24 protein-coding genes are annotated in these 21,539 nt (G+C 68.8%); 11 read left to right on the top strand and 13 right to left on the bottom strand.

The window, feature by feature from the left end; all coding sequences use genetic code 11:
• The first annotated feature begins 11 nt into the window (after positions 1-11).
• The 4 genes from ACIPR8_RS17855 to ACIPR8_RS17840 are packed head-to-tail and all read left to right on the top strand — an operon-like array spanning position 12 to position 2,155.
• Entirely contained in the window at positions 12-680 is a 669-nt protein-coding gene (locus tag ACIPR8_RS17855) for a glutathione S-transferase family protein (protein WP_446541888.1), read from the top strand.
• A gap of 13 nt (positions 681-693) precedes the next feature.
• Complete coding sequence (locus ACIPR8_RS17850; RefSeq protein ID WP_192286636.1) at positions 694-960, top strand: putative signal transducing protein; 267 nt, start codon at positions 694-696, stop codon at positions 958-960.
• Between the two features lie 31 nt (positions 961-991).
• Positions 992-1,642 carry a peptide-methionine (S)-S-oxide reductase MsrA gene (gene msrA / locus ACIPR8_RS17845; protein ID WP_446541958.1) on the top strand — a complete coding sequence of 217 codons (651 nt, stop codon included), beginning with the start codon at positions 992-994 and terminating at the stop codon, positions 1,640-1,642.
• A gap of 3 nt (positions 1,643-1,645) precedes the next feature.
• Positions 1,646-2,155 carry a flavodoxin family protein gene (locus ACIPR8_RS17840; protein ID WP_446541887.1) on the top strand — a complete coding sequence of 170 codons (510 nt, stop codon included), beginning with the start codon at positions 1,646-1,648 and terminating at the stop codon, positions 2,153-2,155.
• Between the two features lie 334 nt (positions 2,156-2,489).
• On the opposite strand, the gene ACIPR8_RS17835 is transcribed toward ACIPR8_RS17840, so the two are convergent.
• The 5 genes from ACIPR8_RS17835 to ahpC form a co-directional block, all read right to left on the bottom strand.
• Entirely contained in the window at positions 2,490-3,455 is a 966-nt protein-coding gene (locus ACIPR8_RS17835) for a transaldolase (protein ID WP_446541886.1), read from the bottom strand.
• Between the two features lie 33 nt (positions 3,456-3,488).
• On the bottom strand, positions 3,489-3,914 hold the full coding sequence (gene rnk / locus ACIPR8_RS17830; protein ID WP_132864925.1) for a nucleoside diphosphate kinase regulator: 426 nt from the start codon (positions 3,912-3,914) through the stop codon (positions 3,489-3,491).
• A 321-nt stretch (positions 3,915-4,235) separates the two neighbouring features.
• On the bottom strand, positions 4,236-5,144 hold the full coding sequence (locus ACIPR8_RS17825) for a LysR substrate-binding domain-containing protein (protein WP_132864924.1): 909 nt from the start codon (positions 5,142-5,144) through the stop codon (positions 4,236-4,238).
• Positions 5,145-5,228: 84 nt separating this feature from the next.
• Positions 5,229-6,824, bottom strand: coding sequence for an alkyl hydroperoxide reductase subunit F (ahpF, locus tag ACIPR8_RS17820; RefSeq protein WP_446541885.1), 1,596 nt, complete (start codon positions 6,822-6,824; stop codon positions 5,229-5,231).
• Positions 6,825-7,045: 221 nt separating this feature from the next.
• Positions 7,046-7,609 carry an alkyl hydroperoxide reductase subunit C gene (gene ahpC / locus ACIPR8_RS17815; RefSeq protein WP_132864922.1) on the bottom strand — a complete coding sequence of 188 codons (564 nt, stop codon included), beginning with the start codon at positions 7,607-7,609 and terminating at the stop codon, positions 7,046-7,048.
• 293 nt (positions 7,610-7,902) lie between these two features.
• Here ahpC and prmC point away from each other — a divergent pair, with 293 nt between their 5' ends.
• Together prmC and pip are read left to right on the top strand one after the other, a co-directional pair.
• A complete protein-coding gene (prmC, locus tag ACIPR8_RS17810) occupies positions 7,903-8,745 on the top strand; it encodes a peptide chain release factor N(5)-glutamine methyltransferase (RefSeq protein ID WP_446541884.1) in 843 nt (280 codons plus the stop codon).
• A 147-nt stretch (positions 8,746-8,892) separates the two neighbouring features.
• Positions 8,893-9,837, top strand: a complete 945-nt coding sequence (gene pip / locus ACIPR8_RS17805) for a prolyl aminopeptidase (protein ID WP_446541883.1) — start codon at positions 8,893-8,895, stop codon at positions 9,835-9,837.
• A 63-nt stretch (positions 9,838-9,900) separates the two neighbouring features.
• Here the strand turns inward: pip and ACIPR8_RS17800 are convergent, their stop codons facing one another.
• Positions 9,901-10,803: a LysR family transcriptional regulator gene (locus ACIPR8_RS17800; protein ID WP_446541882.1), complete on the bottom strand. Its 903-nt coding sequence runs from the start codon at positions 10,801-10,803 to the stop codon at positions 9,901-9,903.
• Positions 10,804-10,892: 89 nt separating this feature from the next.
• Here ACIPR8_RS17800 and ACIPR8_RS17795 point away from each other — a divergent pair, with 89 nt between their 5' ends.
• The 3 genes from ACIPR8_RS17795 (at position 10,893) to ACIPR8_RS17785 (ending at position 13,117) form a co-directional block, all read left to right on the top strand.
• Entirely contained in the window at positions 10,893-12,296 is a 1,404-nt protein-coding gene (locus ACIPR8_RS17795; RefSeq protein ID WP_446541881.1) for an MFS transporter, read from the top strand.
• A 100-nt stretch (positions 12,297-12,396) separates the two neighbouring features.
• Positions 12,397-12,600, top strand: a complete 204-nt coding sequence (locus tag ACIPR8_RS17790) for a hypothetical protein (RefSeq protein ID WP_446541880.1) — start codon at positions 12,397-12,399, stop codon at positions 12,598-12,600.
• Between the two features lie 70 nt (positions 12,601-12,670).
• Entirely contained in the window at positions 12,671-13,117 is a 447-nt protein-coding gene (locus tag ACIPR8_RS17785; RefSeq protein ID WP_446541879.1) for a hypothetical protein, read from the top strand.
• A 101-nt stretch (positions 13,118-13,218) separates the two neighbouring features.
• Here ACIPR8_RS17785 and ACIPR8_RS17780 read toward each other — a convergent pair whose 3' ends face one another.
• From ACIPR8_RS17780 to ACIPR8_RS17765, 4 genes are read right to left on the bottom strand one after another with little or no spacing between them, the layout of a single operon-like run.
• Positions 13,219-14,010 (bottom strand): N-formylglutamate amidohydrolase, encoded by a 792-nt coding sequence (locus ACIPR8_RS17780; protein WP_446541878.1) that lies wholly within the window; start codon positions 14,008-14,010, stop codon positions 13,219-13,221.
• Positions 14,003-14,554: an NUDIX hydrolase gene (locus tag ACIPR8_RS17775; RefSeq protein WP_313254235.1), complete on the bottom strand. Its 552-nt coding sequence runs from the start codon at positions 14,552-14,554 to the stop codon at positions 14,003-14,005. Before ACIPR8_RS17775 ends, ACIPR8_RS17780 begins: the two co-directional genes overlap by 8 nt.
• Positions 14,551-15,489 (bottom strand): 5'-3' exonuclease, encoded by a 939-nt coding sequence (locus ACIPR8_RS17770; protein WP_446541877.1) that lies wholly within the window; start codon positions 15,487-15,489, stop codon positions 14,551-14,553. Before ACIPR8_RS17770 ends, ACIPR8_RS17775 begins: the two co-directional genes overlap by 4 nt.
• Positions 15,486-16,061, bottom strand: coding sequence for a nitroreductase family protein (locus ACIPR8_RS17765; protein WP_132864915.1), 576 nt, complete (start codon positions 16,059-16,061; stop codon positions 15,486-15,488). Before ACIPR8_RS17765 ends, ACIPR8_RS17770 begins: the two co-directional genes overlap by 4 nt.
• 304 nt (positions 16,062-16,365) lie before the next feature.
• On the opposite strand from ACIPR8_RS17765, the gene ACIPR8_RS17760 reads away from it, so the two are divergent.
• Positions 16,366-18,696, top strand: a complete 2,331-nt coding sequence (locus tag ACIPR8_RS17760) for a DUF1631 domain-containing protein (RefSeq protein ID WP_446541876.1) — start codon at positions 16,366-16,368, stop codon at positions 18,694-18,696.
• 66 nt (positions 18,697-18,762) lie between these two features.
• The gene (locus tag ACIPR8_RS17755; RefSeq protein WP_446541875.1) at positions 18,763-19,866 is read left to right on the top strand and encodes an NAD(P) transhydrogenase subunit alpha; all 1,104 of its coding nucleotides are present in this window, start codon (positions 18,763-18,765) and stop codon (positions 19,864-19,866) included.
• 204 nt (positions 19,867-20,070) lie between these two features.
• Here ACIPR8_RS17755 and ACIPR8_RS17750 read toward each other — a convergent pair whose 3' ends face one another.
• Genes ACIPR8_RS17750 through ACIPR8_RS17740 form a run of 3 tightly spaced genes read right to left on the bottom strand, consistent with a single transcriptional unit; the run spans position 20,071 to position 21,457 of the window.
• A complete protein-coding gene (locus tag ACIPR8_RS17750; protein ID WP_446541874.1) occupies positions 20,071-20,502 on the bottom strand; it encodes a DUF3106 domain-containing protein in 432 nt (143 codons plus the stop codon).
• The gene (locus tag ACIPR8_RS17745) at positions 20,499-20,861 is read right to left on the bottom strand and encodes a hypothetical protein (RefSeq protein WP_446541873.1); all 363 of its coding nucleotides are present in this window, start codon (positions 20,859-20,861) and stop codon (positions 20,499-20,501) included. Before ACIPR8_RS17745 ends, ACIPR8_RS17750 begins: the two co-directional genes overlap by 4 nt.
• Positions 20,858-21,457, bottom strand: a complete 600-nt coding sequence (locus tag ACIPR8_RS17740) for an RNA polymerase sigma factor (protein ID WP_425603673.1) — start codon at positions 21,455-21,457, stop codon at positions 20,858-20,860. Before ACIPR8_RS17740 ends, ACIPR8_RS17745 begins: the two co-directional genes overlap by 4 nt.
• Positions 21,458-21,539: the final 82 nt, after the last annotated feature.

Below are 21,539 nucleotides of genomic sequence, written 5' to 3'. Positions count from 1 at the left end.
GGACCGTAACGATGGACCGCCCCGTTCTGGTGATAGGCAACAAGAACTACTCGTCCTGGTCGCTGCGCCCGTGGCTGCTGCTGCGCCATTTCGGCGTGGCCTTCGACGAGGTGCGGCTGGCGCTGGACAGCCCGGATTTCACCCGCCAGGCCCTGCATCACTCGCCGACCGGCAAGGTACCGGCCCTGCGTGACGGCGGCCTGCACGTGTGGGACTCGCTGGCCATCTGCGAGTACGCCAACGAGCGTTGGCTGGACGGGCGTGGTTGGCCGTCCGACCGGGCCCAGCGGGCCGTGGCGCGGGCGGCGGCGGCCGAGATGCATTCAGGTTTCACCGCCTTGCGCACCCAGTTGCCAATGAACAGCCGGCGGCAGCCGGACGGCTACCGCTGGGATGCCGCGGCCCAGGCCGACATCGGCCGGATCTGCGCGCTGTGGGCCGAACTGCGTGGGACCTACGGTACCGGCGGTGACTTCCTGTCCGGGCAGTTCGGCATCGTTGATGCGATGTTTGCACCGGTGGCGGTACGTTTCGATGGCTACGGGGTGCCCGTGGATGGCGGTGCGGAACCGTACCATCGCGCGTTGCTGGCCTTGCCTGCGCTGCGCGAATGGCGCCAGGCCGGCGCGGCGGAAACCGAGCGACTGGCCGCCACCGATGCACTGCGCGTGCCGCTGTGAAGGGAGAACACTGATGCAGCAGATCTACCAGACCAACAACCTGTTCGACGCCCATCTGGTCAAGCACGCGCTGGAGGACGCCGGCATCCCGGCGTTCGTGTTCGGCGAGTCGCTGCTGGGCGCCGGCGGCGAACTGCCGCTGTTCGGCCTGCTGCGCGTCTGCGTGCCGGATTCGGCCCAGCCGCAGGCCGAGGACATCGTGGCCGCACTGGCCTTGGACGAGGGCCCGGGCGACCCCATTTCCGATGCAGATGAGGCGCCGGGACTGCTCCCGGCCTGAGGAACTGACCATGTTGGGAATCGGCCAAGGTTTGCTGGGTATCGGTGCATTCAAGCAGCGCCTGCCGCGCCCGGAAGAGGCGTTGCCGGGGCGTGAGGCCCCGCTGCCGCTGCACAACGTGCATTTCGTCAACGGCCAGCCGTTGCAGGGCGATCTGGCCGGGTTGCAGGTGCTGGACGTGGGCCTGGGCTGCTTCTGGGGTGCCGAGCGCAAGTTCTGGCAGCTGCCGGGCGTGGTGACCACCGCAGTGGGCTACCAGGGCGGGCTCACCCCCAACCCGACCTACGAGGAGGTCTGCTCCGGGCTCACGGGCCACACCGAGGTCGTGCGTGTCGTGTTCGACCCCGCACAGGTGCCCCTGGAGACCGTGCTGCGCACGTTCTGGGAGAACCACGACCCTACCCAGGGCATGCGCCAGGGCAACGACACCGGCACCCAGTACCGCTCGGCGATCTACTGCCACACGCAGGCGCAGTACGACGCGGCCATCGCCAGCCGCGCGGCCTACCAGCAGCAGCTGGAAGCGGCCGGCTACGGGCCGATCACCACCGAGATCGCCTATCCGGCACCGGCGTTCTTCTACGCCGAGGACTACCACCAGCAATACCTGGCCAAGAACCCGAACGGCTATTGCGGCATCGGTGGCACCGGCGTGAGCTGCCCGATCGGGCTGGACGTCTGAGCGATGGGGGCCACGCCGCGGCGTCTGCTGGTGGTGTGGCACAGCTTCACCGGTGCGACCGAGGCCATGGTCGGTGCGTTGCTGGAAGGCGCACGCGCGGCGACGGATGATGCCGTGGACGTGAGTGCGGTGCGTGCGGCCGAAGCCGGCGCGGCGGATGTGCTGGCGGCCGATGCGGTGGTGTTCGCCACGCCGGAGACGCTGGCCTCGATGAGCGGGGCGATGAAGGACTTCTTCGACCGCAGCTATTACCCGTTGCTGGGGCGCTGCGAAGGCAAGCCGTATGCGCTGCTGGTGTGTGCCGGTTCGGACGGGCAGCCAACGATCGCGCAGTTGCGGCGGATAGCGCTGGGGCTGCGCCTGAAGGAAGTGGCCGAGCCGGTGCTGGTGTGTACGCAGGCACAGACGGCGGAGGCGATTCTGGCGGCCAAGCAGGTGCCGGCCTCTGCGCTGGCGCGTGGCCGCGAGCTCGGTGCGTTGCTGGCGGCGGGCCTGGAGCTGGGCGTGTTCTAGCTTCTTTGCTCAAGCCCCTCTCCCGCATGGCGGGAGAGGGGTTGGGGTGAGGGCGCTTTGAAAGCACGTAAACGCTACGGCAACGCAAAAACGCCCTCATCCGCCCCTTCGGGGCACCTTCTCCCGCAGGCGGGAGAAGGGCGGTTCTCGGGCATTGCGTGCCCTGGCTTTCTGCTCAAGCCCCTCTCCCGTATACGGGAGAGGGGTTGGGGTGAGGGCGCTTTGAAGCACGCCAGCGTTACGGCAACGCAAGAACGCCCTCATCCGCCCCTTCGGGGCACCTTCTCCCCTGCAGGGGAGAAGGGAGGTTTGCTGGTACTACGTGTGGGTCTGCTTACTTCGCCAGTTCGTCGGCAATGCGCTGGCGCAGCGTCTGCAGGTCCTTGGCGAACGCGTCGATGCCGGTGGCCAGCTTCTCGGTGGCCATCGGGTCGGCAGCCAGGTCGGCGTCGAACTTGGCTTCGTCGATGGCGGCCACGTTGACGGCTTCGGCCGCACCGGCCACCAGCTTGCGCGGCAGCTCGCCGCTGTCGGCGTCCAGCTTCTCCAGCAGGTCCGGCGAGATGGTCAGGCGGTCGCAGCCGGCCAGCGCTTCGATCTGCGCGGTCGAGCGGAACGAGGCACCCATCACCACCGTCGGCGAGCCACGGCGCTTGAACTCGGCGTACACGCCGCGCACGAACTGCACGCCCGGGTCTTCGTCGATGCTGGCCGGCGCCTGGCCGTTGGCCACGTACCAGTCCAGGATGCGGCCGACGAACGGCGAGATCAGGAACGCACCGGCTTCCGAGCAGGCCAGCGCCTGGGTCGGGTTGAAGATCAGGGTCAGGTTGCAGTCGATGCCTTCGGCCTGCAGCACGCGCGCCGCCTCCACGCCGGCCCAGGTGGCGGCGATCTTGATCAGCACCTTGCTACGCGGCACGCCGGCCGCTTCGTACATGGCGATGAACTCGCGCGCCTTGGCGATGGTGGCGGCGGTGTCATGCGCCTGGTCGGCGTCCACTTCGGTGGAGACGCGGCCGGGCACCAGCTCGGCCAGCATCGTGCCCACGCCCACGGTCAGGCGGTCGACCACGGCCTTGGCCACGTCCTGCACGTCGCCGGGCTGGTTGCGGCCCCACTGCAGCTCGCGCTCGATCAACGCGGCATAGACCGGCAGGTCGAGGGCTTTCTTCACCAGGGTCGGGTTGGTGGTGCAGTCCACCGGACGCAGGCGCTTGATGGCCTCGTAGTCACCGGTATCGGCGACGACGACGGACAGTTCACGCAGCTGGGCGAGCTTGGAGCGGGGCTGGGTCATTGCAGGTTCCTGGTACAGGCCGGCGCGAGGCGCTCAGCGGTGGAAATCGCCCGCAGCTTCGGGCTGGTAGTGGACGGCGATCACGCGCAGGCGCAGCTGGCGGCCACCGGGGGCGGTCCAGTCGATGGTCTGGCCGACCGACAGGCCCAGCAGGGCGCTGCCAACCGGTGCCAGCACGGACACGCGGCCCTTGTCGAAATCCGCCTCGTGCGGATAGACCAGGGTCAGGGAATGCTTTTCGTCGTGCAGTTCGTCTTCGCAGTCCACGCGGGAGTGCATGGTGACGATACCGGCCGGGATTTCCTCCGGCGGCAACACCTGGGCGCGTTCAAGCTCCTGCGAGAGGGCGACGGCGGCCGGGTGCCGGCTCAGGGCCGGGGAGTCGAGCAGGGCCTCGAGGCGGGCCATGTCGCGGGTGGAAACGATGATCGATGGCGGGAGACCGCTGTGGCTGGTCATGGGATGTTCCTTATCTAATGAAGAAAAAATGCAAGCAAAAGGCGACGCCTTGCCGGCGCCGCCCGGGCACTATTGTGCAGATGTCAGGGGTCGCTTGCGACCCTTTCAGGATGATGGGGCCGCCACGGCCGGGATGCAATGTGGGGCGGGGGACTGTTCAGATTGCGGGTTGGGGCTGTACCCCTCCCCAACTCTCCCCTTGGCTGCGCCAAAGGGAGGGAGCGGTTCCGCGGGGTCCTTCAGATTGCAGCCAACGCCGCTTCCGCCCCCTCCCTCGCGCATCGCGCAGGGGAGGGGGGGCGAGGGGTAAAGCCCCAGCCCTCAGTGCAACCGCAACAACCCCGCCGGCAGTTGCTTGAACAACTGCGCGAACTGCTCCAGGAAGGCGCCCATCGCCGAGCTGCGCCGCCAGACCATGGCGATGCGCCGGTTGGGCTGGGGGTCGCCCTGGAAGGGCACCAGCTGGATGTTCTCCGAGCGCGCCACCGGCGGCTTGACCGCGAGCATCGGCAACAGCGTGACGCCGACGTTGGCGGCCACCATCTGCCGCAGGGTTTCCAGGCTGGTGGCTTGGAATTCGGACTTCTCCAGGGCGCCGGCCAGGTGGCAGACATCCAGCGCCTGGTCGCGCAGGCAATGGCCGTCCTGCAGCAGCAGCAGGCGCTGGTCGGACAGGTCGTCCAGCCGCAGCGTGTCGTGCGCGGCCAGCGGGTGGCCTTCCGGCGCGGCCAGCACGAACGGTTCCTCGAACAGGAACTCGGTGTGCAGCTGCTCATCGTTGACCGGCAACGCCAGCAGCGCGGCGTCGAGCTGGCCATTGCGCAGCTGTGCCATCAGCACGTCGCTCTTTTCCTCGACCAGCAGCATCTCCAGCTGCGGGAAACGCTGGCGGATCGCCGGCACCACGTGCGGCAGCAGGTAGGGGCCGAGCGTGGGGAAGATGCCCAGCCGCACCGTGCCGGCTTCCGGGTCGCGGCTGCGGCGCGCGGCCTCCTTCATCTGCTCGACCTCGGCGACGATGCCGCGTGCGCGCATCGCGGCCTCGCGCCCGGCCGGGGTCAGCATCACCTTGCGCGGCGCACGCTCGACCAGCGGCACGCCCAGCTCCTCTTCCAGCTTCTTGATCTGGGTGGACAGCGTCGGCTGGCTGACGAAACACGCCGCCGCCGCGCGGCCGAAGTGCTTGTGCTCGGCCAGTGCCACCAGGTACTTCAGGTCACGCAGGTTCATGGCGGACTCCGGTCAATGGACGCAACGGCAACAGGAGCGAAGGGCAGTGTTCCCCTCGCTCCTGTTCGGGCAGACGCCTGAAAATCAGGCGGTTTCAGCCACTTCGGCCTTGGCAACCGCCGGGGCCGGGGTACGGATCAGGTGGTCGAACGCGCTCAGCGCGGCGGTCGAGCCGGCGCCCATGGCGATGATGATCTGCTTGTACGGCACCGTGGTGCAGTCACCGGCAGCGAACACGCCCGGCACGTTGGTCTGGCCGCGGTCGTCGATGACGATCTCGCCGCGGTTGCTCAGTTCCACCGTGCCACGCAGCCACTCGGTGTTCGGCAGCAGGCCGATCTGCACGAAGATGCCTTCCAGCTCGACGCGGTGCGAATCGCCACCGACGCGGTCGGTGTAGACCAGCCCGTTGACCTTCTGGCCGTCGCCCAGCACCTCGGTGGTCTGTGCGTTGAGCACCACCTTCACGTTGGGCAGGCTGTTGAGCTTGGCCTGCAGCACCTGGTCAGCGCGCAGCTTGCTGTCGAACTCGAACACGGTGACGTGGCTGACGATGCCGGCCAGGTCGATGGCCGCCTCGACGCCGGAGTTGCCGCCGCCGATCACCGCCACGCGCTTGCCCTTGAACAGCGGGCCGTCGCAGTGCGGGCAGTAGGCCACGCCCTTGTTGCGGTACGCGTCCTCGCCCGGGACGTTCATCTGCCGCCAGCGTGCGCCGGTGGACAGGATCACCGTCCTGGACTTCAGCGAGGCACCGTTCTCCAGCTTCACTTCGACCAAGCCATCGGCACCGGCCGGCACCAGTTCGGTGGCGCGCTGGAGGTTCATGATGTCCACCTCGTACTCACGCACGTGGGCTTCCAGCGCGCTGGCCAGCTTCGGGCCCTCGGTGTGCTGCACCGAGATGAAGTTCTCGATGGCCATGGTGTCCAGCACCTGGCCACCGAAACGCTCGGCGGCCACGCCGGTGCGGATGCCCTTGCGGGCGGCATAGATCGCCGCGGCCGAACCGGCCGGGCCACCGCCAACCACCAGTACGTCGAACGCGTCCTTGGCGTTGATCTTCTCGGCATCGCGGGTGGCGGCGCCGGTGTCGAGCTTGGCGATGATCTGCTCCAGGCTCATGCGCCCGGAGTCGAACATCTGGCCACCCTGGAACACCATCGGCACGGCCATCACCTGGCGCTGCTCCACTTCCTGCTGGAAGGCGCCGCCTTCGATCACGGTGGTGCGGATGTTCGGGTTGACGATGGCCATCAGCGCCAGCGCCTGCACCACGTCCGGGCAGTTGTGGCAGGTCAGCGACATGTAGACGTCGAAGTCGAACGTGCCATGGATCGCCTTGATGCTGTCCAGCACCTCCTCGGCGACCTTCGGCGGATGGCCACCGGTCCACAGCAGGGTCAGCACCAGCGATTCGAATTCGTGGCCCAGCGGCAGGCCGGCGAAACGCACGCCATGGTCCTGGCCTTCGCGGGCAACCACGAACGAGGGGCGACGGGCGTCGGTGCCGGAGGCGTCCAGGGTGATCTTGCCGTTGCCGGCGGCGACGATGTCGTCCAGCAGGCCACGCATTTCCTGGGCGGCGGCGCTGTCATCGAGCGAGGCGATCAGGCGCAACGGTTGGCGCAGCAGGCCCATGTACTGCTGCAACTGGGTCTTGAGGGTGTCGTCAAGCACGGCGCAACTCCTTGAACGAGGCAAAACGGGGGGAGGACGCGGTTGCCTGGGCAACGCGCCGGAAAAGTAGGGGTGAACCGCAGCGGGCTGTCGGGCTTGCTTGCGTGATGCTGGCTGGCATCAACACGCTGCGGTTCACCCCCACGCCCGCCGCGAGGCGGGGTGGGAGTGCCGGGGAGATGGGCCAGAGGCCTGGCGCATCCCCACCGGCGTGTTGCGGCTTAGATCTTGCCGACCAGGTCCAGCGACGGGGTCAGGGTCTTCTCGCCTTCCTTCCACTTGGCCGGGCAGACCTGGTTCGGGTTGGCGGCGGTGAACTGGGCGGCCTTCAGCTTGCGCAGGGTCTCGGACACGTCACGGGCGATCTCGTTGGAGTGGATCTCCAGGGTCTTGATCACGCCTTCCGGGTTGATCACGAAGGTGCCACGCAGGGCCAGGCCTTCTTCCGGAATGTGCACGCCGAAGGCGTTGGTCAGCTGGTGGGTCGGGTCGCCGACCAGCGGGAACTGGGCCTTGCCGACGGCCGGCGAGGTTTCGTGCCACACCTTGTGCGAGAAGTGGGTGTCGGTGGTGACGATGTAGACCTCGGCGCCGGCCTTCTGGAACTCGGCGTAATGCTCGGCGGCGTCTTCGATCTCGGTCGGGCAGTTGAAGGTGAACGCTGCCGGCATGAAGATCAGGACGGACCACTTGCCCTTCAGCGAGGCCTCGGTGACTTCGATGAACTTGCCGTTGTGGTAAGCGTTGGCCTTGAACGGCTGGACCTGGGTGTTGATCAGGGACATGGAACTTCCTCTTGGTTGAAGGGGCGGGGGTGAAGCGTCGGAAAGAAGACTAATAGGCAAAAACTAATAAAACAAATGAATTGGATGCATCGCATCAATAGGTTTTGACTATCGTTCAGCGGCGTGAAGCGCCGATACGCCCGGATATCGGGGCTTTTGCCCGGTTCGCAAGCCGGGGCCGGACGAACATGAATCGATTCACATAGGCAACGGTTATGCCGACCGAGGTAGGCAGGCCGGAGCGCGGTGACTATCCTCGCCGTCCTGAAAACATCCCGCGAAGAGGTAATGAAGTGTCCACGGTGAACGTTGCCGAGCTGTTGCGGGAAGCTGCCGGGCGTCTGTCCGGTGCCGATGCCCGCCACGAGGCCGAGCAGTTGCTGCTGCACGTGCTGGGCGTGGAACGTGCCTGGCTGTTCGCCCATGCCACCGACGCGGTGGACCAGGACGCGCGGCAGCGCTTCGAGCTGCTGGTCGCACGCCGGGCCGAAGGCCACCCGCTGGCCTACCTGGTCGGCCGGCGCGGGTTCTGGACGCTGGACCTGCAGGTCAACACCGCCACCCTGATCCCGCGCCCGGAAACCGAGCTGCTGGTCGAGCAGGCGCTGGCCCGGTTGCCCGACGACGACATGGTGCGGGTGGCCGACATGGGCACCGGCAGCGGTGCGGTGGCCCTGTCCATCGCCAGCGAGCGGCCGTTGGCCACCGTGATGGCCACCGACGTGCTTGGCCCGGCTTTGGCGGTCGCAGTGAAGAACGCGCAGGCACATGGCCTGGAGAACGTCTGGTTCCGCCGTGGGCATTGGTTCGTGGCGCTGGGGGCGGACCGTTTCGACATGATCGTCAGCAACCCGCCGTACATCGCTGCCGCCGACCCGCACCTGCAGCAGGGCGACCTGCGCTTCGAGCCGCCACCGGCCCTGGCATCGGGTGCCGACGGGCTGGATGCGATCCGCGAGATCGTGGCCGGCGCGCCCGAGCACCTGGTGCCCGGAGGCTGGTTGCTGCTGGAACACGGTTGGGACCAGGGGGAAGCGATCCGCGCACTGCTGGAGCAGGCCGGCTTCGTCGACGCGCAGACCGTGCAGGACCTGGAACAGCGCGACCGGGTAACGCTGGGCCGCCTGCCCGCATAGGCCCCCGCAGCGGCAGTGCCGAGCCACGCTCGGCAAGCGACCTTCCCGGCAACGCCCCGCGCGGCAGGGCTGCGCTCCAGCGGCATGCGCCGACAAGAACAAAACAGCGCTGCGCTAAACTGCCGCTTCTGTTCCCGTGAGGTCGCCATGCGCACGCTTTACCCCGCCATCGAGCCGTACGAAACCGGCACGCTCAAGGTCGATGACCGCCACACCCTGTACTTCGAACAATGCGGCAACCCGGACGGCAAGCCGGTGGTGATGCTGCACGGTGGCCCCGGCGGCGGCTGCACGCCGAAGATGCGCCAGTTCCACGACCCGTCCAAGTACCGGATCATCCTGTTCGACCAGCGCGGTTCGGGCCGCTCCACGCCGCATGCCGACCTGGTGGACAACACCACTTGGGATCTGGTGGCCGACATCGAGAAGCTGCGTGAGCAGCTGGGCATCGACCGCTGGCAGGTGTTCGGCGGCAGCTGGGGCTCGACGCTGGCGCTGGCCTATGCGCAAACCCATCCGCAGCGCGTGACCGAGCTGGTGCTGCGCGGCATCTTCATGCTGCGCCGCTGGGAACTGGAATGGTTCTACCAGGAAGGCGCCAACCGCCTGTTCCCGGACGCCTGGGAGCACTACCTCAAGCCGATCCCGGAAGTGGAACGCGCCGACCTGATCTCGGCCTTCCATCGCCGCCTGACCAGCGATGACGAGGCCACCCGTCTGGGCGCGGCCAGGGCGTGGAGCGTGTGGGAAGGCGCCACCAGCTTCCTGCATGTGGATGACGACTTCATCAACAGCCACGAGGACCCGCAGTTCGCGCTGGCGTTCGCGCGCATCGAGAACCACTACTTCGTCAACGGCGGCTTCTTCGAGGTGGAAGACCAGCTGCTGCGCGACGCGCACAAGATCGCCCATATCCCGGGCGTGATCGTGCATGGCCGCTACGACGTGGTGTGCCCGCTGGCCAATGCGTGGGACCTGCACAAGGTGTGGCCGAAGGCCCAGCTGCAGATCACGCCGGCCTCGGGCCACTCGGCGTTCGAGGCCGAGAACGTGGATGCGCTGGTGCGCGCCACCGATTCGTTCGCCGGCTGAGCTGCTCGATCATGTGGCATGGACGGGCGGCGCAGGCCGCCCGTTCTGTTTCCGCCGCCGGCCTCACCATTCCCCGGCCAGCAGTGCATCGGCCAACACCTGCAGCTTGGGCGAGCATTGCCGCGAGGGCGGGTAGATCAACGACAGCTCGCGGCTGCGCCCTTCGGCGGCCTGCAACACGCGCTGCAGGCGACCATCGGCGAGTGCGTCGGCCACCGCGAAGTCCATCACCTGCACGATCCCGATGCCGGCCAGCGCGGCTTCCACCAGCGGGTCGCCGCTGTCGAACACCATCCGCGCCGGCGGCGTGAACTCGCGCAGCTGGCCGTCCGCATCACGGAACTGCCAGTCCACCAGCCGCCCGCTGCGCAGGTTGCGCACCGCCAGGCAGCGGTGTTCGCGCAACGCCTGCACGCTGTCCGGCGCACCGTGCTGGGCCAGGTAGGCCGGGCTGGCCACCGTCACCCAGCGCAGCGGCCGCAGCCGTCGCGCGATCATGCGCTGGTCGGCGACCGGGCCGGTGCGCAGGGCCGCGTCGAAACCTTCCTCGAACAGGTCGACCAGGCGGTCACTCAGCACCGCTTCGATCTGCAGCTGCGGGTACCTGGCCATCAGCTGCCCGGCCAGGGGCACCAGCACCTTGCGCCCGAACATCGACGGGGCGGTGATCTTGAGCGTGCCCGAGGGCGTGCATGGGCGGTCGCCGAGCTGGCGGCGCGCATCCTCCAGCCCGCACAGCAGCGGCGTGACCTGGTCGATGAACTGGCGGCCGTCCGGGGTCAGGCTGACGTTGCGGGTGTTCCGCTGCAGCAGCTTGACCCCCAGCCCGGCCTCCAGGCGGCTGATCGCCCGTGACAGCCCGGACTGGCTCAGCCCCAGTTGCCCGGCGGCCACGGTGAAGCTGCGGGCCTCGGCCACCTGCACCAGCATCCGCACCGCGTTGAGATCGAAGGGAATGTCATTCATGCGAAAAATCATCGCAGAAATCGAAATTAGGTGGTTTATGCATTCATGCGCATCAATGACACTGCCAGCCCCTTTTGAGCGAGGCCGTCATGCCCCCTCTTCGATACCCCCGGCTGGCGCTGAGCCTGCTGGCAATGGCCCAGCTGATCATCGCGCTGGACGCCACCATCATCTTCGTCGCCCTGCACGACATGGGCCGGGCGTTGCAGGTCAACGCCCAACAACTGCAATGGATCGTCAGCGGCTACACCGTGGCCTTTGGCGGCTGCCTGCTGCTGGTTGGGCGCGCGGCCGACCTGCTGGGGCGGCGCCGCATCTACCGGCTGGGCATGATCGTGTTCGCGCTGGCCTCGCTGTTGGGCGGGTTCGCCGGCAGCGTCGGTATGCTGGTCGCCGCGCGGGCGGCGCAGGGCGTGGGCGCGGCATTGCTGTTCCCGGCCACGCTGGCGTTGATCAACACGCTGTATGCCGAAGGCCCGGTGCGCAACCGTGCGCTGGCGATCTGGAGCATGGCCAGCGCGCTCGGGCTGGCGCTGGGCACCCTGCTGGGCGGCGTGCTGACCCAGGTGTTCGGCTGGTCCTCGGTGCTGTGGGTGATCGTGCCGTTCGCCACGGCCTGCGCGGTGCTGGGCGGGGCCTGGCTGCCACGTGACGGCGAAATGCCGCGCGGGCGTTCGTTCGACCTGGCCGGCTGCCTGACCGTCACCGTCGGCGGCAGCCTGTTGGTGGCCACCCTGGTGCAGGGGCCGGAATGGGGCTGGCTGGCACCGCGCACCGTGCTTTGCCTGGCAATGGCGGCCGTGTTGCTGGCGGCCTTCGTGTGGATCGAGCGGCGCAGCCATGACCCGCTGATGCAGTTCAGCCTGCTGCGCCTGCCCGGCCTGCGCCTGGCGATGGGGCTGACCTTCCTGTTCATGGGCAGCTATGGCGTGCAGTACTACTTCCTGGCGCTGTACTTCCAGGATGGCTACGGCTGGAGCCCGTTGCAGGCCGGGTTGGCATTCCTGCCGGCCACCGCGGTGTGCACCTTCGGCATCCGGATCGCCGAGCGCGCGCTGCAGCGGTTGCGGGTGGAGCAGGTGTTGGTATGGGGGTTGGGAATGGGCGCGGCAGGTATCGCGCTGGTTGCGGCATTGCTGCCGCAGGGAGCGGGTTTCTGGCCGTTGCTGCCGGGCGTGGTGCTGCTGAGCATCGGCCAGGGCATGACCTGGACGGCGATGTGGATCGTGGCCGGGCAGGGCGTGCCGGCGGCACAGCAGGGCGTGGCCTCGGGCATGGCCGCCACCGCCCAGCAGATTGGTGGTGCGCTGGGTCTGGCGGTGCTGGTGATGCTGGCCAACGCCGCGGGCGGCGAGCCGGGGACGGCACCGGCCCTGGCCGGCCTGGTGCGCGCCGAGTTCGGCGCAGCGGCATTCGCGCTGCTCGGCGTGGTGCTGGTGATGCTGGCGCGGCGACCCCAACCGGCCTGCGACGGGACACCATCGGCCGGCTGAACGGTGCAGCGGTCGCTGGCGTGATGTGTCGGCGTTGACACATCACGCCGCCGGTCGCCGTGCAGCATGGTCGCCGGTGTTCCCGGACAGGATCTGCATCGTGGTGTTGCATGCAAAGGGTGGATGGGTGCTTGCCTGCGTGCTGGTGATCGCACCGGCGGCAGCGCAGCAGGTGGCCGGTGATCCGCCGGTGGAATGGAAGGCCGATGCCTCGGGCAACCGCCAGGCACAGAAGGCGGCGGAAAAGGGCCGCCGGGCAGGCTTCGCCGGCGCGCGGCGCGGATCGTCCAACCGGTACAGGTGATGCGGGGCCGGATGCGGAAGCGGGTCCGCGTGGTCCTGGCGGCCGCGGGGGTGGAGGTCCGCCCGGTGGCATGGGCGGTGGCCCCGATGGCGGCGGGATGGGCGGTGGCCGTGGTGGTCGAGGCGGCCATGGTCCGGGCGGTCCGGGTGCTGCCGGTGCGGGCCATGCGACGCCGGCATCGATGCTGCGCCCGGAGATGGAATTCGCCGCGCCGCTGGAAGACACGCTGGTGCTGTACCGCAGCCGTGAATCGGTGTTGTTCGGGCGCAAGGACACCACTGACGTGGTGATGCTGCCCTTGTCGGGTGCGGCGGTGAGCATTGCCCCGGGCGTGGAAGCCCGCCTGCATGATGTGCCGGATGGGCTGCGCGTGGAGGTCACCACCTCCAACGGCATCCGCGTCAACTATCGCTACCGCGATGAGGCTGCTGGCGTGTTGCGCGTGGACATATTGGCCGAAGGCCCGGTGCCGCGTCCGGGCGCGCGTTTCGAGGTCACCCGCCGCTACACGCGTTGAACGCACCCGCAGGAGCGGCCTCGGCCACGAAGCCGGCAGGTCATCCGGTCGCGGTCAGCTCCACATCTGACGATGCACCTGCTTCGCGCCTGAAGGCGCTCCTACCTGGTCAGGCTGGGCTGCAACGTGCGGAAGATGCGTTCCAGCCGTTCGGCCCAGGCCTGTTGGCCGGCGGCATCGGCGATCAGGTCCTGGCGGATCTCCAGTTCCACGTGCACCAGTCCGCGGCCTTCGCCATGCACCGGCACGGCGTAGTCGCTGTTGCGGTTGACCGAATACGGCTCGTTGTCGCCAACCACCAGGTCGCCTTCGGCGCGCAGCGCCTGCAGCAGTGCATGTGCGAAGCGGGTGTCCTGGTGGTAGAGCACACCCGCGTGCCACGGGCGCTGCATACCGTTCATCGCCGGGGTGAAGCTGTGCATCATCACCAGCACGGTGGGGATGCCGGCCTCACGGCGGCGGTCCAGCTCGGCGCTGATGCGCGCGTGGTAGGGCGCATGGATGGCGTCGATGCGTTGCTGGCGCTGCGCGGCGCTCAGGCCGGCGTTGCCGGGGATCAGCGTGCCGTCGCTGACCTCGGGGATCAGCGTCGGCGAGGCGAGCGGGCGGTTGCAGTCGATCAGCAGGCGCGAATAGGTCTGTTCGATCGCCCAGGCATCCAGCCGCTGGGCCAGTGCGCGGGTGGTGCCGGCGATGCCGATGTCCCAGCCGATATGCCGGTCCAGCTCCTGTTGCGGCAGGCCGAGGTCGTGCAAGGCCGCGGGGACCTGCTGGCCGGCATGATCGGCCAGCAGCACGAACGGCGAGCGCCCGTGCGGGTGGTGCACGGTGAAGATCGCCGGGTCGCCGGCATCAAGCAGCGGCGGCAATGCCTGCTCTCCGGAATCAGCCACGTGGCCTCCCGTCGAGGTGGTGCTCGATCATCCACAGGCCGGCCCAGAGCTTGGCGTCCAGCTCGTAGCCTTCGCCCATCTTCTCGACCAGCCATGCCGCGGCACGCGCACGCGGGATGCTGTGCACGGTGATGTCCTCGCTGTCGTCGCCACCGCCGTTGCCAACTTTGCGCAGGCCGGTGGCGCGCACGAAGGCGATCTTCTCGTTGCTCGCGCCGGACGAGGTCGGGCCGATCATCAGTACTTCGGCGTGGTCGGCGGTCCAGCCGGTTTCCTCTTCCAGTTCGCGCACCGCCGACTCCTCGATGGACTCGCCGGCGGTGATGTCGCCGACCAGGCCCGCCGGCATCTCGATGGTGCGTGCCTGCAGCGGCACGCGGAACTGTTCGACGAACAGCACCTCGTCCTGCGGGGTAACCGCGATGATGATCGCGGCCAGGCCACCGGCGTGGGTGCGCTCGCTGTACTCCCAGGTGCCGCGCACGACCATGCGCTGGTACTTGCCTTCGTAGACGACGCGGGGGGCTGCGGTGTTCTGGCTCATGCGAACTCGTTGGCGGAAGGAGAGGACGTTTCGATGCCCGCGGCCGACAGCAACCGGCGCCGGGTCATCGGGCCGAAGCGCAGTGCATCGCACAGCCCGCCCAGCATGTCCGCGTCGGCATTGCCGCGGGTGAAGCCGGGGCGCGCGGTGGCCAGCGGTGCGTCCACCGCGATGGTGGTCAGCTGGCGGAACAGCAGGGCCAGTTCGCGCTGCTCGCGCAGGCGCACGGCCATGGTCGCCGCACCGCGCAGGCGCAGGAACGGCACTTCGTCGATGCGTTCGAGCAGGGCGTCGAGGCTGCCGAAGTGCGACAACAGCACCGCCGCCGACTTGGTGCCGATGCCGGACACGCCGGGGATGTTGTCCACCGCATCGCCGCACAGCGCCAGATAGTCGGCGATCTGGTGCGCGTGCACGCCGTGGCGCGCCTTCACCCCGGCCGCGCCCCAGCGCTGGTTGCGCGCGTAGTCCCATTGCTCGTCGTGCTCGAGCAGCAACTGCGAGAGATCCTTGTCAGCCGAGACGATCACCCCGCGCAGGCCATGCCCGCGGCCGGCGTGCAGCTCGGTGCCGATCAGGTCGTCGGCCTCGTACTCGCGGTCGGCCAGCACGTCCAGGCCCAGCGCCGCGCACAACGCCTTGCAGTGCGCGAACTGGCGGCGCAGTTCATCCGGGGCGGGGTCGCGGTTGGCCTTGTAGGCCGGGTAGATGCGGTGGCGGAAGCAGCTGTCCAGTGCCTCGTCGAAGGCCACGGCGATATGCCGCGGGCGTTCGCGTTCGAGCAGGTCCAGCAGGAAGCGGGCAAAGCCGTGCACGGCATTGACCGGCCAGCCCTGGCTGTCCTGGAACTCGTCCGGCATCGAATGCCAGGCGCGGAACACGTACAGGCTGGCGTCGACCAGGTATAGCGGCGCGCTGGCCGGGGCGGTGCTCACGGCCGGTAGTCCTGCAGCAGCGCGGCCGGGTCCGGGCGGTCACGGTCGGGCACCTGCAGCTTCGGCGTGCCGACATGGATGAAGCCGACGATGTGCTCGTCCTGGCCCAGGCCAAGGTGGTCGGCGACTGCAGCGTCATAGGCCATCCAGGCGGTCAGCCACTGCGCGCCGAAGCCGAACCCCTGCGCGGCCTGCAGCAGCGCGAAGCAGACGCAACCGGCGGTCAGCAGTTGTTCCTGCACCGGCACCTTGTGGTCGGGTTGCAGGCGGGCGATGACGGTCACGATCAGCGGCGCATGCGAGAAGCGCAGGCGGTCCTTCTCGATCACCGCTTCGGCGGCGTGCGGGTCGCGCTCACGGCTGCGCCGGGCGAGGAACGCGCCCAAAGCGTGACGGGCATCGCCGCGGATCTGCAGGAATCTGAACGGGACCAGCTTGCCGTGGTCGGGTACGCGCACGGCGGCTTCAAGCATGCGCAGCAGGGTGGCCGGGTCCGGGGCGGGTTCGCCCAGTTGCTTGGACGGAACCGAAACGCGCTGGTTCAAGGCGTGCAGGAAACAGTTGTCGGACATGACTCACCGGGGGCAAAACACGGTCGGGGATTATAGACGGCGGGACGATGACACCTTGGGTAGCGCAAACTGTGATTGCCATCATCGCCCTGGAAGGGCGGTGAAATTCGCCAATATTCCGCGGCCCGCTTAGCATAGACGGCCGTACCGGGATGCCGGTCATGAGGTTTGAAGTGCTTACTGCATCACTGACCCTGTTCAGCTACTCGCCCTACCATCCACGGGCGGAAACAGGGGCCGCGTCCGCTTGTCCTAACCCGTCTATCAAAAGTCCAGCGCCTTCACGGGTGTGGAGCCTTTGCGCATGATGTCCAACCCGCAAGTCCCGGGCCAGCCCGGTCGTAACCAGAACCTTCTGGCCGTGGCGCGTGAAGCGGCATTGCCGGCGCTGTCCAAGCTGTTCGACAAGGTCCTGGCCGGGTTCGACGATGCGTTGTTCGATCGGGCCGGAAGTGCCGGCGCCTCGCAGATGGCCTTCCTCGACGGCATGCGCGAGCTGCGCCGCCGCCGCGACGAGGTTTCCCGTCTTTTCTCCAGCCACCTGCAGCAGGCCTGGGCCGCGCTGGAATCGGGTGCGCCGCAGTCGGCTGAAAGCGTCATGGCCGGTGCCGGCGAGGGTGGGCTGGCGCTGGTGCCCGAACACGTCCTGGAGTCGCGGCTGGCGGTGCGCAACCTGGCCACCGTGCTGCTGCGTGAGTACAAGCAGGTGCTGGCGCGGCTGGACCATCGCCTGGGCTGGGTTGCCGGCGGTCAGGAACTCAATGCCGACACCAATCCGATCAGTCCCGAACATATCGGCGTCGCCCTGCACGAGGCCTTCGCCCCGTGTGACCTGACCCCGGAAGTGCGCCTGGTGCTGTTCAAGCTGTGCGAACGGGAACTGGCCGGCAGCATCGGCAAGTTGTACGAGGCGCTGGACGAGCGCCTGGCCCAGGCCGGCGCAGCCCCTGAACTGGGTGCGCCGCGCCGCCAGCCGCCGCGGCGGCCGGCGGCGGTACCGGACGCTGATGCCCCGGACGAGGATGGCTTCGACCCGCAGGGCGGGGCACCGGGCTGGGCACGACGCTTCTCCGAACGCTTCGCGCAGCAGCGCGCCAACCTCGGCCGCATGGGCGAAGCCCAGGGCGAGGGATACGCGCAGGGCGGCGGTGGATTCGAGGTCGATGGCGCCACCCAGCAGGGCATGGTGCTCGAGGCGTTGCATGAGCTGCTGGTGCAGTCGCGGCAGGCGCGCGGCGCAGCCGCCAGTGGCGTCGGCGGCGCAGCCGCCGGCCACGGCGGTGAGCCAGGCCTGCAGCGCGCCTTGAACCAGCGCGAGATGATGTCGGTGCTGTCGCTGCTGCAGGCCACGCCCAGTGCCACCCTGCGCGCGGCCGTCGGCGAAGACGGCGAATCACTGGCGCAGCGGCTCAAGAGTGAAGTGCTGGCCGGTGCGACCCGGCTGGGCGTGGACCCGGCGCAGGCGCACCTGGATCCGCAGGACGAGGATGCCATCGACTTGGTTGGCATGCTGTTCGACGTGATGCTCGACGAACGTGACCTGGAAGGCCGTTCGCGCGAGCTGATCGGCCGGCTGGTGGTGCCGTTCGTCAAGGTCGCCATGCTCGACCGCCGCATGTTCGTGCAGAAGACCCACCCGGCGCGGCGCCTGCTCAACTCGCTGGCCGAGGCCTGCGAGGGCAACGCGGGCGAGAGCCAGTCCGAGCGCGCGCTGATGGGCAAGGTCGAGGAAATCATCGAGAGGTTGACGGCCGAGTTCAACGAGAACCTGGCCATCTTCCTGACGCTGGAGGAGGAGTTCCGTGAATTCCTGGCCCAGCACCGCCGCCGCATCGAGATCGCCGAGCGCCGCGCCGCCGAAACGCAGCGTGGCCAGGAGAAACTGGAGGTCGCGCGCAGCCGCGCCGCCCTCGAGCTGGAACGTCGGGTCGCCGACCAGGGCCTGCCCAAGGCCATCGACGATTTCCTGCGCCAGCCATGGAACCACCACCTGACCCTGACCCTGCTGCGCGAAGGCGAAGAGGGCGAGGGCGTCACCGAGGCCCTGAAGCTGGCCGACGAGGTGCTGGAGGAAGTGGCCGAGGCGCGCCGTCATATCGTCGGCAAGCCGTGGCTGCAGTCCTGCCAGCCGGGGCTGCGCAAGGTGTTCGCCAGCGTCGGTGTCCATGGCGATGCGGGGACGGCGGCCATCGATGCCCTGCACGACACCCTGCAGTCGATCGCCGAAGTGCGGCCGGAGCTGGAGCGCGCGCTGCCCGAACTGCCGCAGGTGGCGCTGCCGACCCCGCCGGCGCAGGAAGCCCCGGCCATCGACTTCGGCAGCACGGCCAAGGCCGAGGACTTCGACGACAGTGATGCCGAGCGCTTCCGTCGGATGGAGATCGGCACCTGGCTGGACTTCATCGACAAGGACGGCAAGCTGCAGGCCGGCAAGTTGTCCTGGGTGAGCCCAATTTCCTCGCGCCTGCTGTTCGTCAACCGCCGCGGCATCCGCTTCTGCGTGGCTTCGCCGGAAGAACTGGCGGTGATGGTGCGGCTGGGCCGCCTGCGTCCGCACGTGGATGATGGCGCCTTCGACAGCGCCATGCAGGGCGTGATCGACCGCCTGGAGCCGCAGCCGGCCACGGTCGGCTGATCGCCGCGCACGTTCGGGGCTTTGCTACGATCCGGGCAGTTGATCCACTGCGCATCGGGGACTGGAATGGCCGTTGATGTACGTGTTCTGAAGGAAGCCGCCCAGGGCGAGCGGCGTGTCGCCGCCACGCCGGAGACGGTCAGGAAGCTGCTGGCCACCGGCGCCAGTGTGCGGGTGCAGCCCGGTGCCGGCGTGGCCGCCGGCTTCACCGACCAGGCCTATCTGGAAGCGGGGGCGACACTGGACGAAGCCGTGGAGACCGCCGACCTGGTGCTGTGCGTGCAGCCACCGCCGGTGGCGATGATCGAGCGTTTCAAGGCCGGCGTGGTGCTGGTCGGCATGCTGCATCCACAGGCCGAGCCGGCACGCACGGCGGCGTTGCAGGCCCGGCAGGTACAGTGCTTCCCGCTGGAGCGCCTGCCGCGCACCACCCGCGCGCAGGCCATGGACGTGCTCAGCTCGCAGGCCGGCATGGCCGGCTACAAGGCCACGCTGATCGCCGCGCAGCTGACCCCGCGCTTCTTCCCGATGCTGACCACCGCCGCCGGCACGATCCGCCCGTCCAAGGTGCTGGTGGTCGGTGCCGGCGTGGCCGGGCTGCAGGCGGTGGCGACCGCCAAGCGGCTGGGTGCGGCGGTGGAGGGCTTCGACGTGCGCCCGGAAACCCGCGAGCAGATCGAATCGCTGGGCGGCAAGTTCCTGGATCTGGGTGTCAGTGCGGCGGGCGAGGGCGGTTATGCGCGCCAGCTGACCGAGGACGAGCGCGCCGAGCAGCAGCGGCGGCTGGCCGAGCACCTGAAGGGTGTGGATGTGGTGATCTGTACCGCCGCGGTACCCGGGCGCCCGGCGCCGAAGATCATCACCGCGGCGATGGTGTCCGGCATGCGGCCGGGCAGCGTGATCGTCGATCTTGCCGCCGAGACCGGTGGCAACTGCGAGGCCACCCGTCCGGGTGAGACCGTCGAGGTGGGGGGCGTCACCGTGGCCGGTCCGCTGGACCTGGCCAGCATGGGGGCCATCCATGCCAGCGAGATGTATGCGCGCAACGTCTACAACTTCGTGTCGCTGTTCCTGAAGGAGGGCGCGCTGCGCCTGGACTGGAGCGACGAACTGCTGGTCAGGACGGTGTGGCCGCAGCGTCCGGCGGGCGGCGAGATCCCGCCGGTGTGAGGCGGGTTTCGCGGGGAGTGGAGGCGGAAATCCAAAGTCCCCTCATCCGCCCCTGCGGGGCACCTTCTCCCGCAAGCGGGAGAAGGGCGTGTCATGCGGACTTCCGGTTCACGGGCGGGCTCAGGTTGCGGCGAACCCCTCCCTTCTCCCGTGGGCGGGAGAAGGTGCCCCGCAGGGGCGGATGAGGGCGGGCCTTTGACGCTTCTACCGCTGCGGACGCGCCGGTGGCGGATTGGCTTCCACCCATTGCCGGCGTTGCTCGGGCGTCATCTTCACCCACTGGTCGTGCAGCTGCTGGCGCTGGGCCCTGTCCAGGCCGCGCATCCTGGCGAACAGCGCCTGTGCCTCGCGGCGCTGCTGCGGCGACATGTGTTCGAAGCGGTGCATGCCACGGCGCGCCTGCTCACGCTGTTCCGGGGTCATCTGCTGCCAGCTGCGGGCATGGTCATAGATGCGCTGGCGGCGGTCCGGCGAGGCGTTCCAGCGGTCACGCATCGGCGTGATCAGGGTTTCGCGCTGGGCCGGCGTCAGCTGGTCCCATTCGGGCAATGGCGGGGATTGCTGGGCCAGCGCCGGGAATGCGGCCAGGAGCAGCAGGGGCAACACGCGGGGGATCAGGGCGTTCATCAGGGTCATTCCATCGCCAGGTTGTCCGAGCCCAGCCACAGGTACAGCTCGGGGCTCTCATCGAACGGCAGGGGCGCATCGATCGCATCGTCGCTGTCGACCGTGGCCGCTGCCGTGACTGTGGCCGGTGCGGCCACCGGTGCATCGGTGCCGTTGAAGCGTAGCGCGAAGGTCACGGCCAGCACCGCCGAACAGGCGGTGGCCAGCCACAGGCCGCGGCGACGCCAGGGCGCGCTGGCCGTCCCGGCCTGCTGCCGTGCCTGGCGCAGCCGGGCGAGCGTGGCGGGCGACAGCGCGCCCTCGGCCTGCTGCTGCAGTTGCCGCAGGGAGCGGTCGAAATCATCCGGCGATGTGGGCAGGCGGTTCACCGCGAGGCCTCCAGTTGTTTCTGCAATGCGTCGCGCGCGCGCGACAGGTGGGTTTTTACCGAGCCTTCCGAACAGCCCATCGCCCTGGCGGTGGTGGCGACGTCCAGTTCCTGCAGGACCCGCAGGCTGAACGCCTCGCGTTGCCGCGCCGGCAGTTGCCGCAGGGCCCGCACCAGCCGCGCATAGTCCTGCTGCTGCTCATGCTGCCGGGCCGGGCCGGCGGCTTCGTCGGCCCAGTCGATCGCGCTGTCCTGGTCCTGGTCGTCCTGCGGGGCCCAGAACTTCAGGCGGAAGCTGCGGCGCCGCTGCAGGTCGATGATGCGCCGGCGCAGGATGCTCCAGAACAGCGGCGTCCATTCTTCCGGCGGTTGGTCGGCGTAGCCGAGCATGCGCTCCATCGCGTCCTGCACGGCGTCCAGCGCATCCTCGCGCTGGCGCAGCCCGGCCTCGGCGAAGCGGAAGGCGCGCGGCCCCACGCCGGCGAGGAAGGCTTCCAGCGAGGCAGGCGTGGCAGTGGACGTCAGGGGCGGGCTGGTCACCAGCACAGGGTAGCGTTCCGGCGGGGGTCTGATGGTGTAAACGCACGGGCCGGGCATTGGTTGACAGCGCAACCGTCGCATCCGCTCGGTCGCCGTGGTTATGATGCCGTGCGGGCGGTTCCAGCCCTGGAGAGAGCAG

This window comes from Stenotrophomonas sp. LARHCG68 (assembly GCF_052871705.1).
The sequence above is the reverse complement of the archived record's forward strand: the minus strand, read 5'-3'. Positions and strand labels throughout refer to the sequence as shown.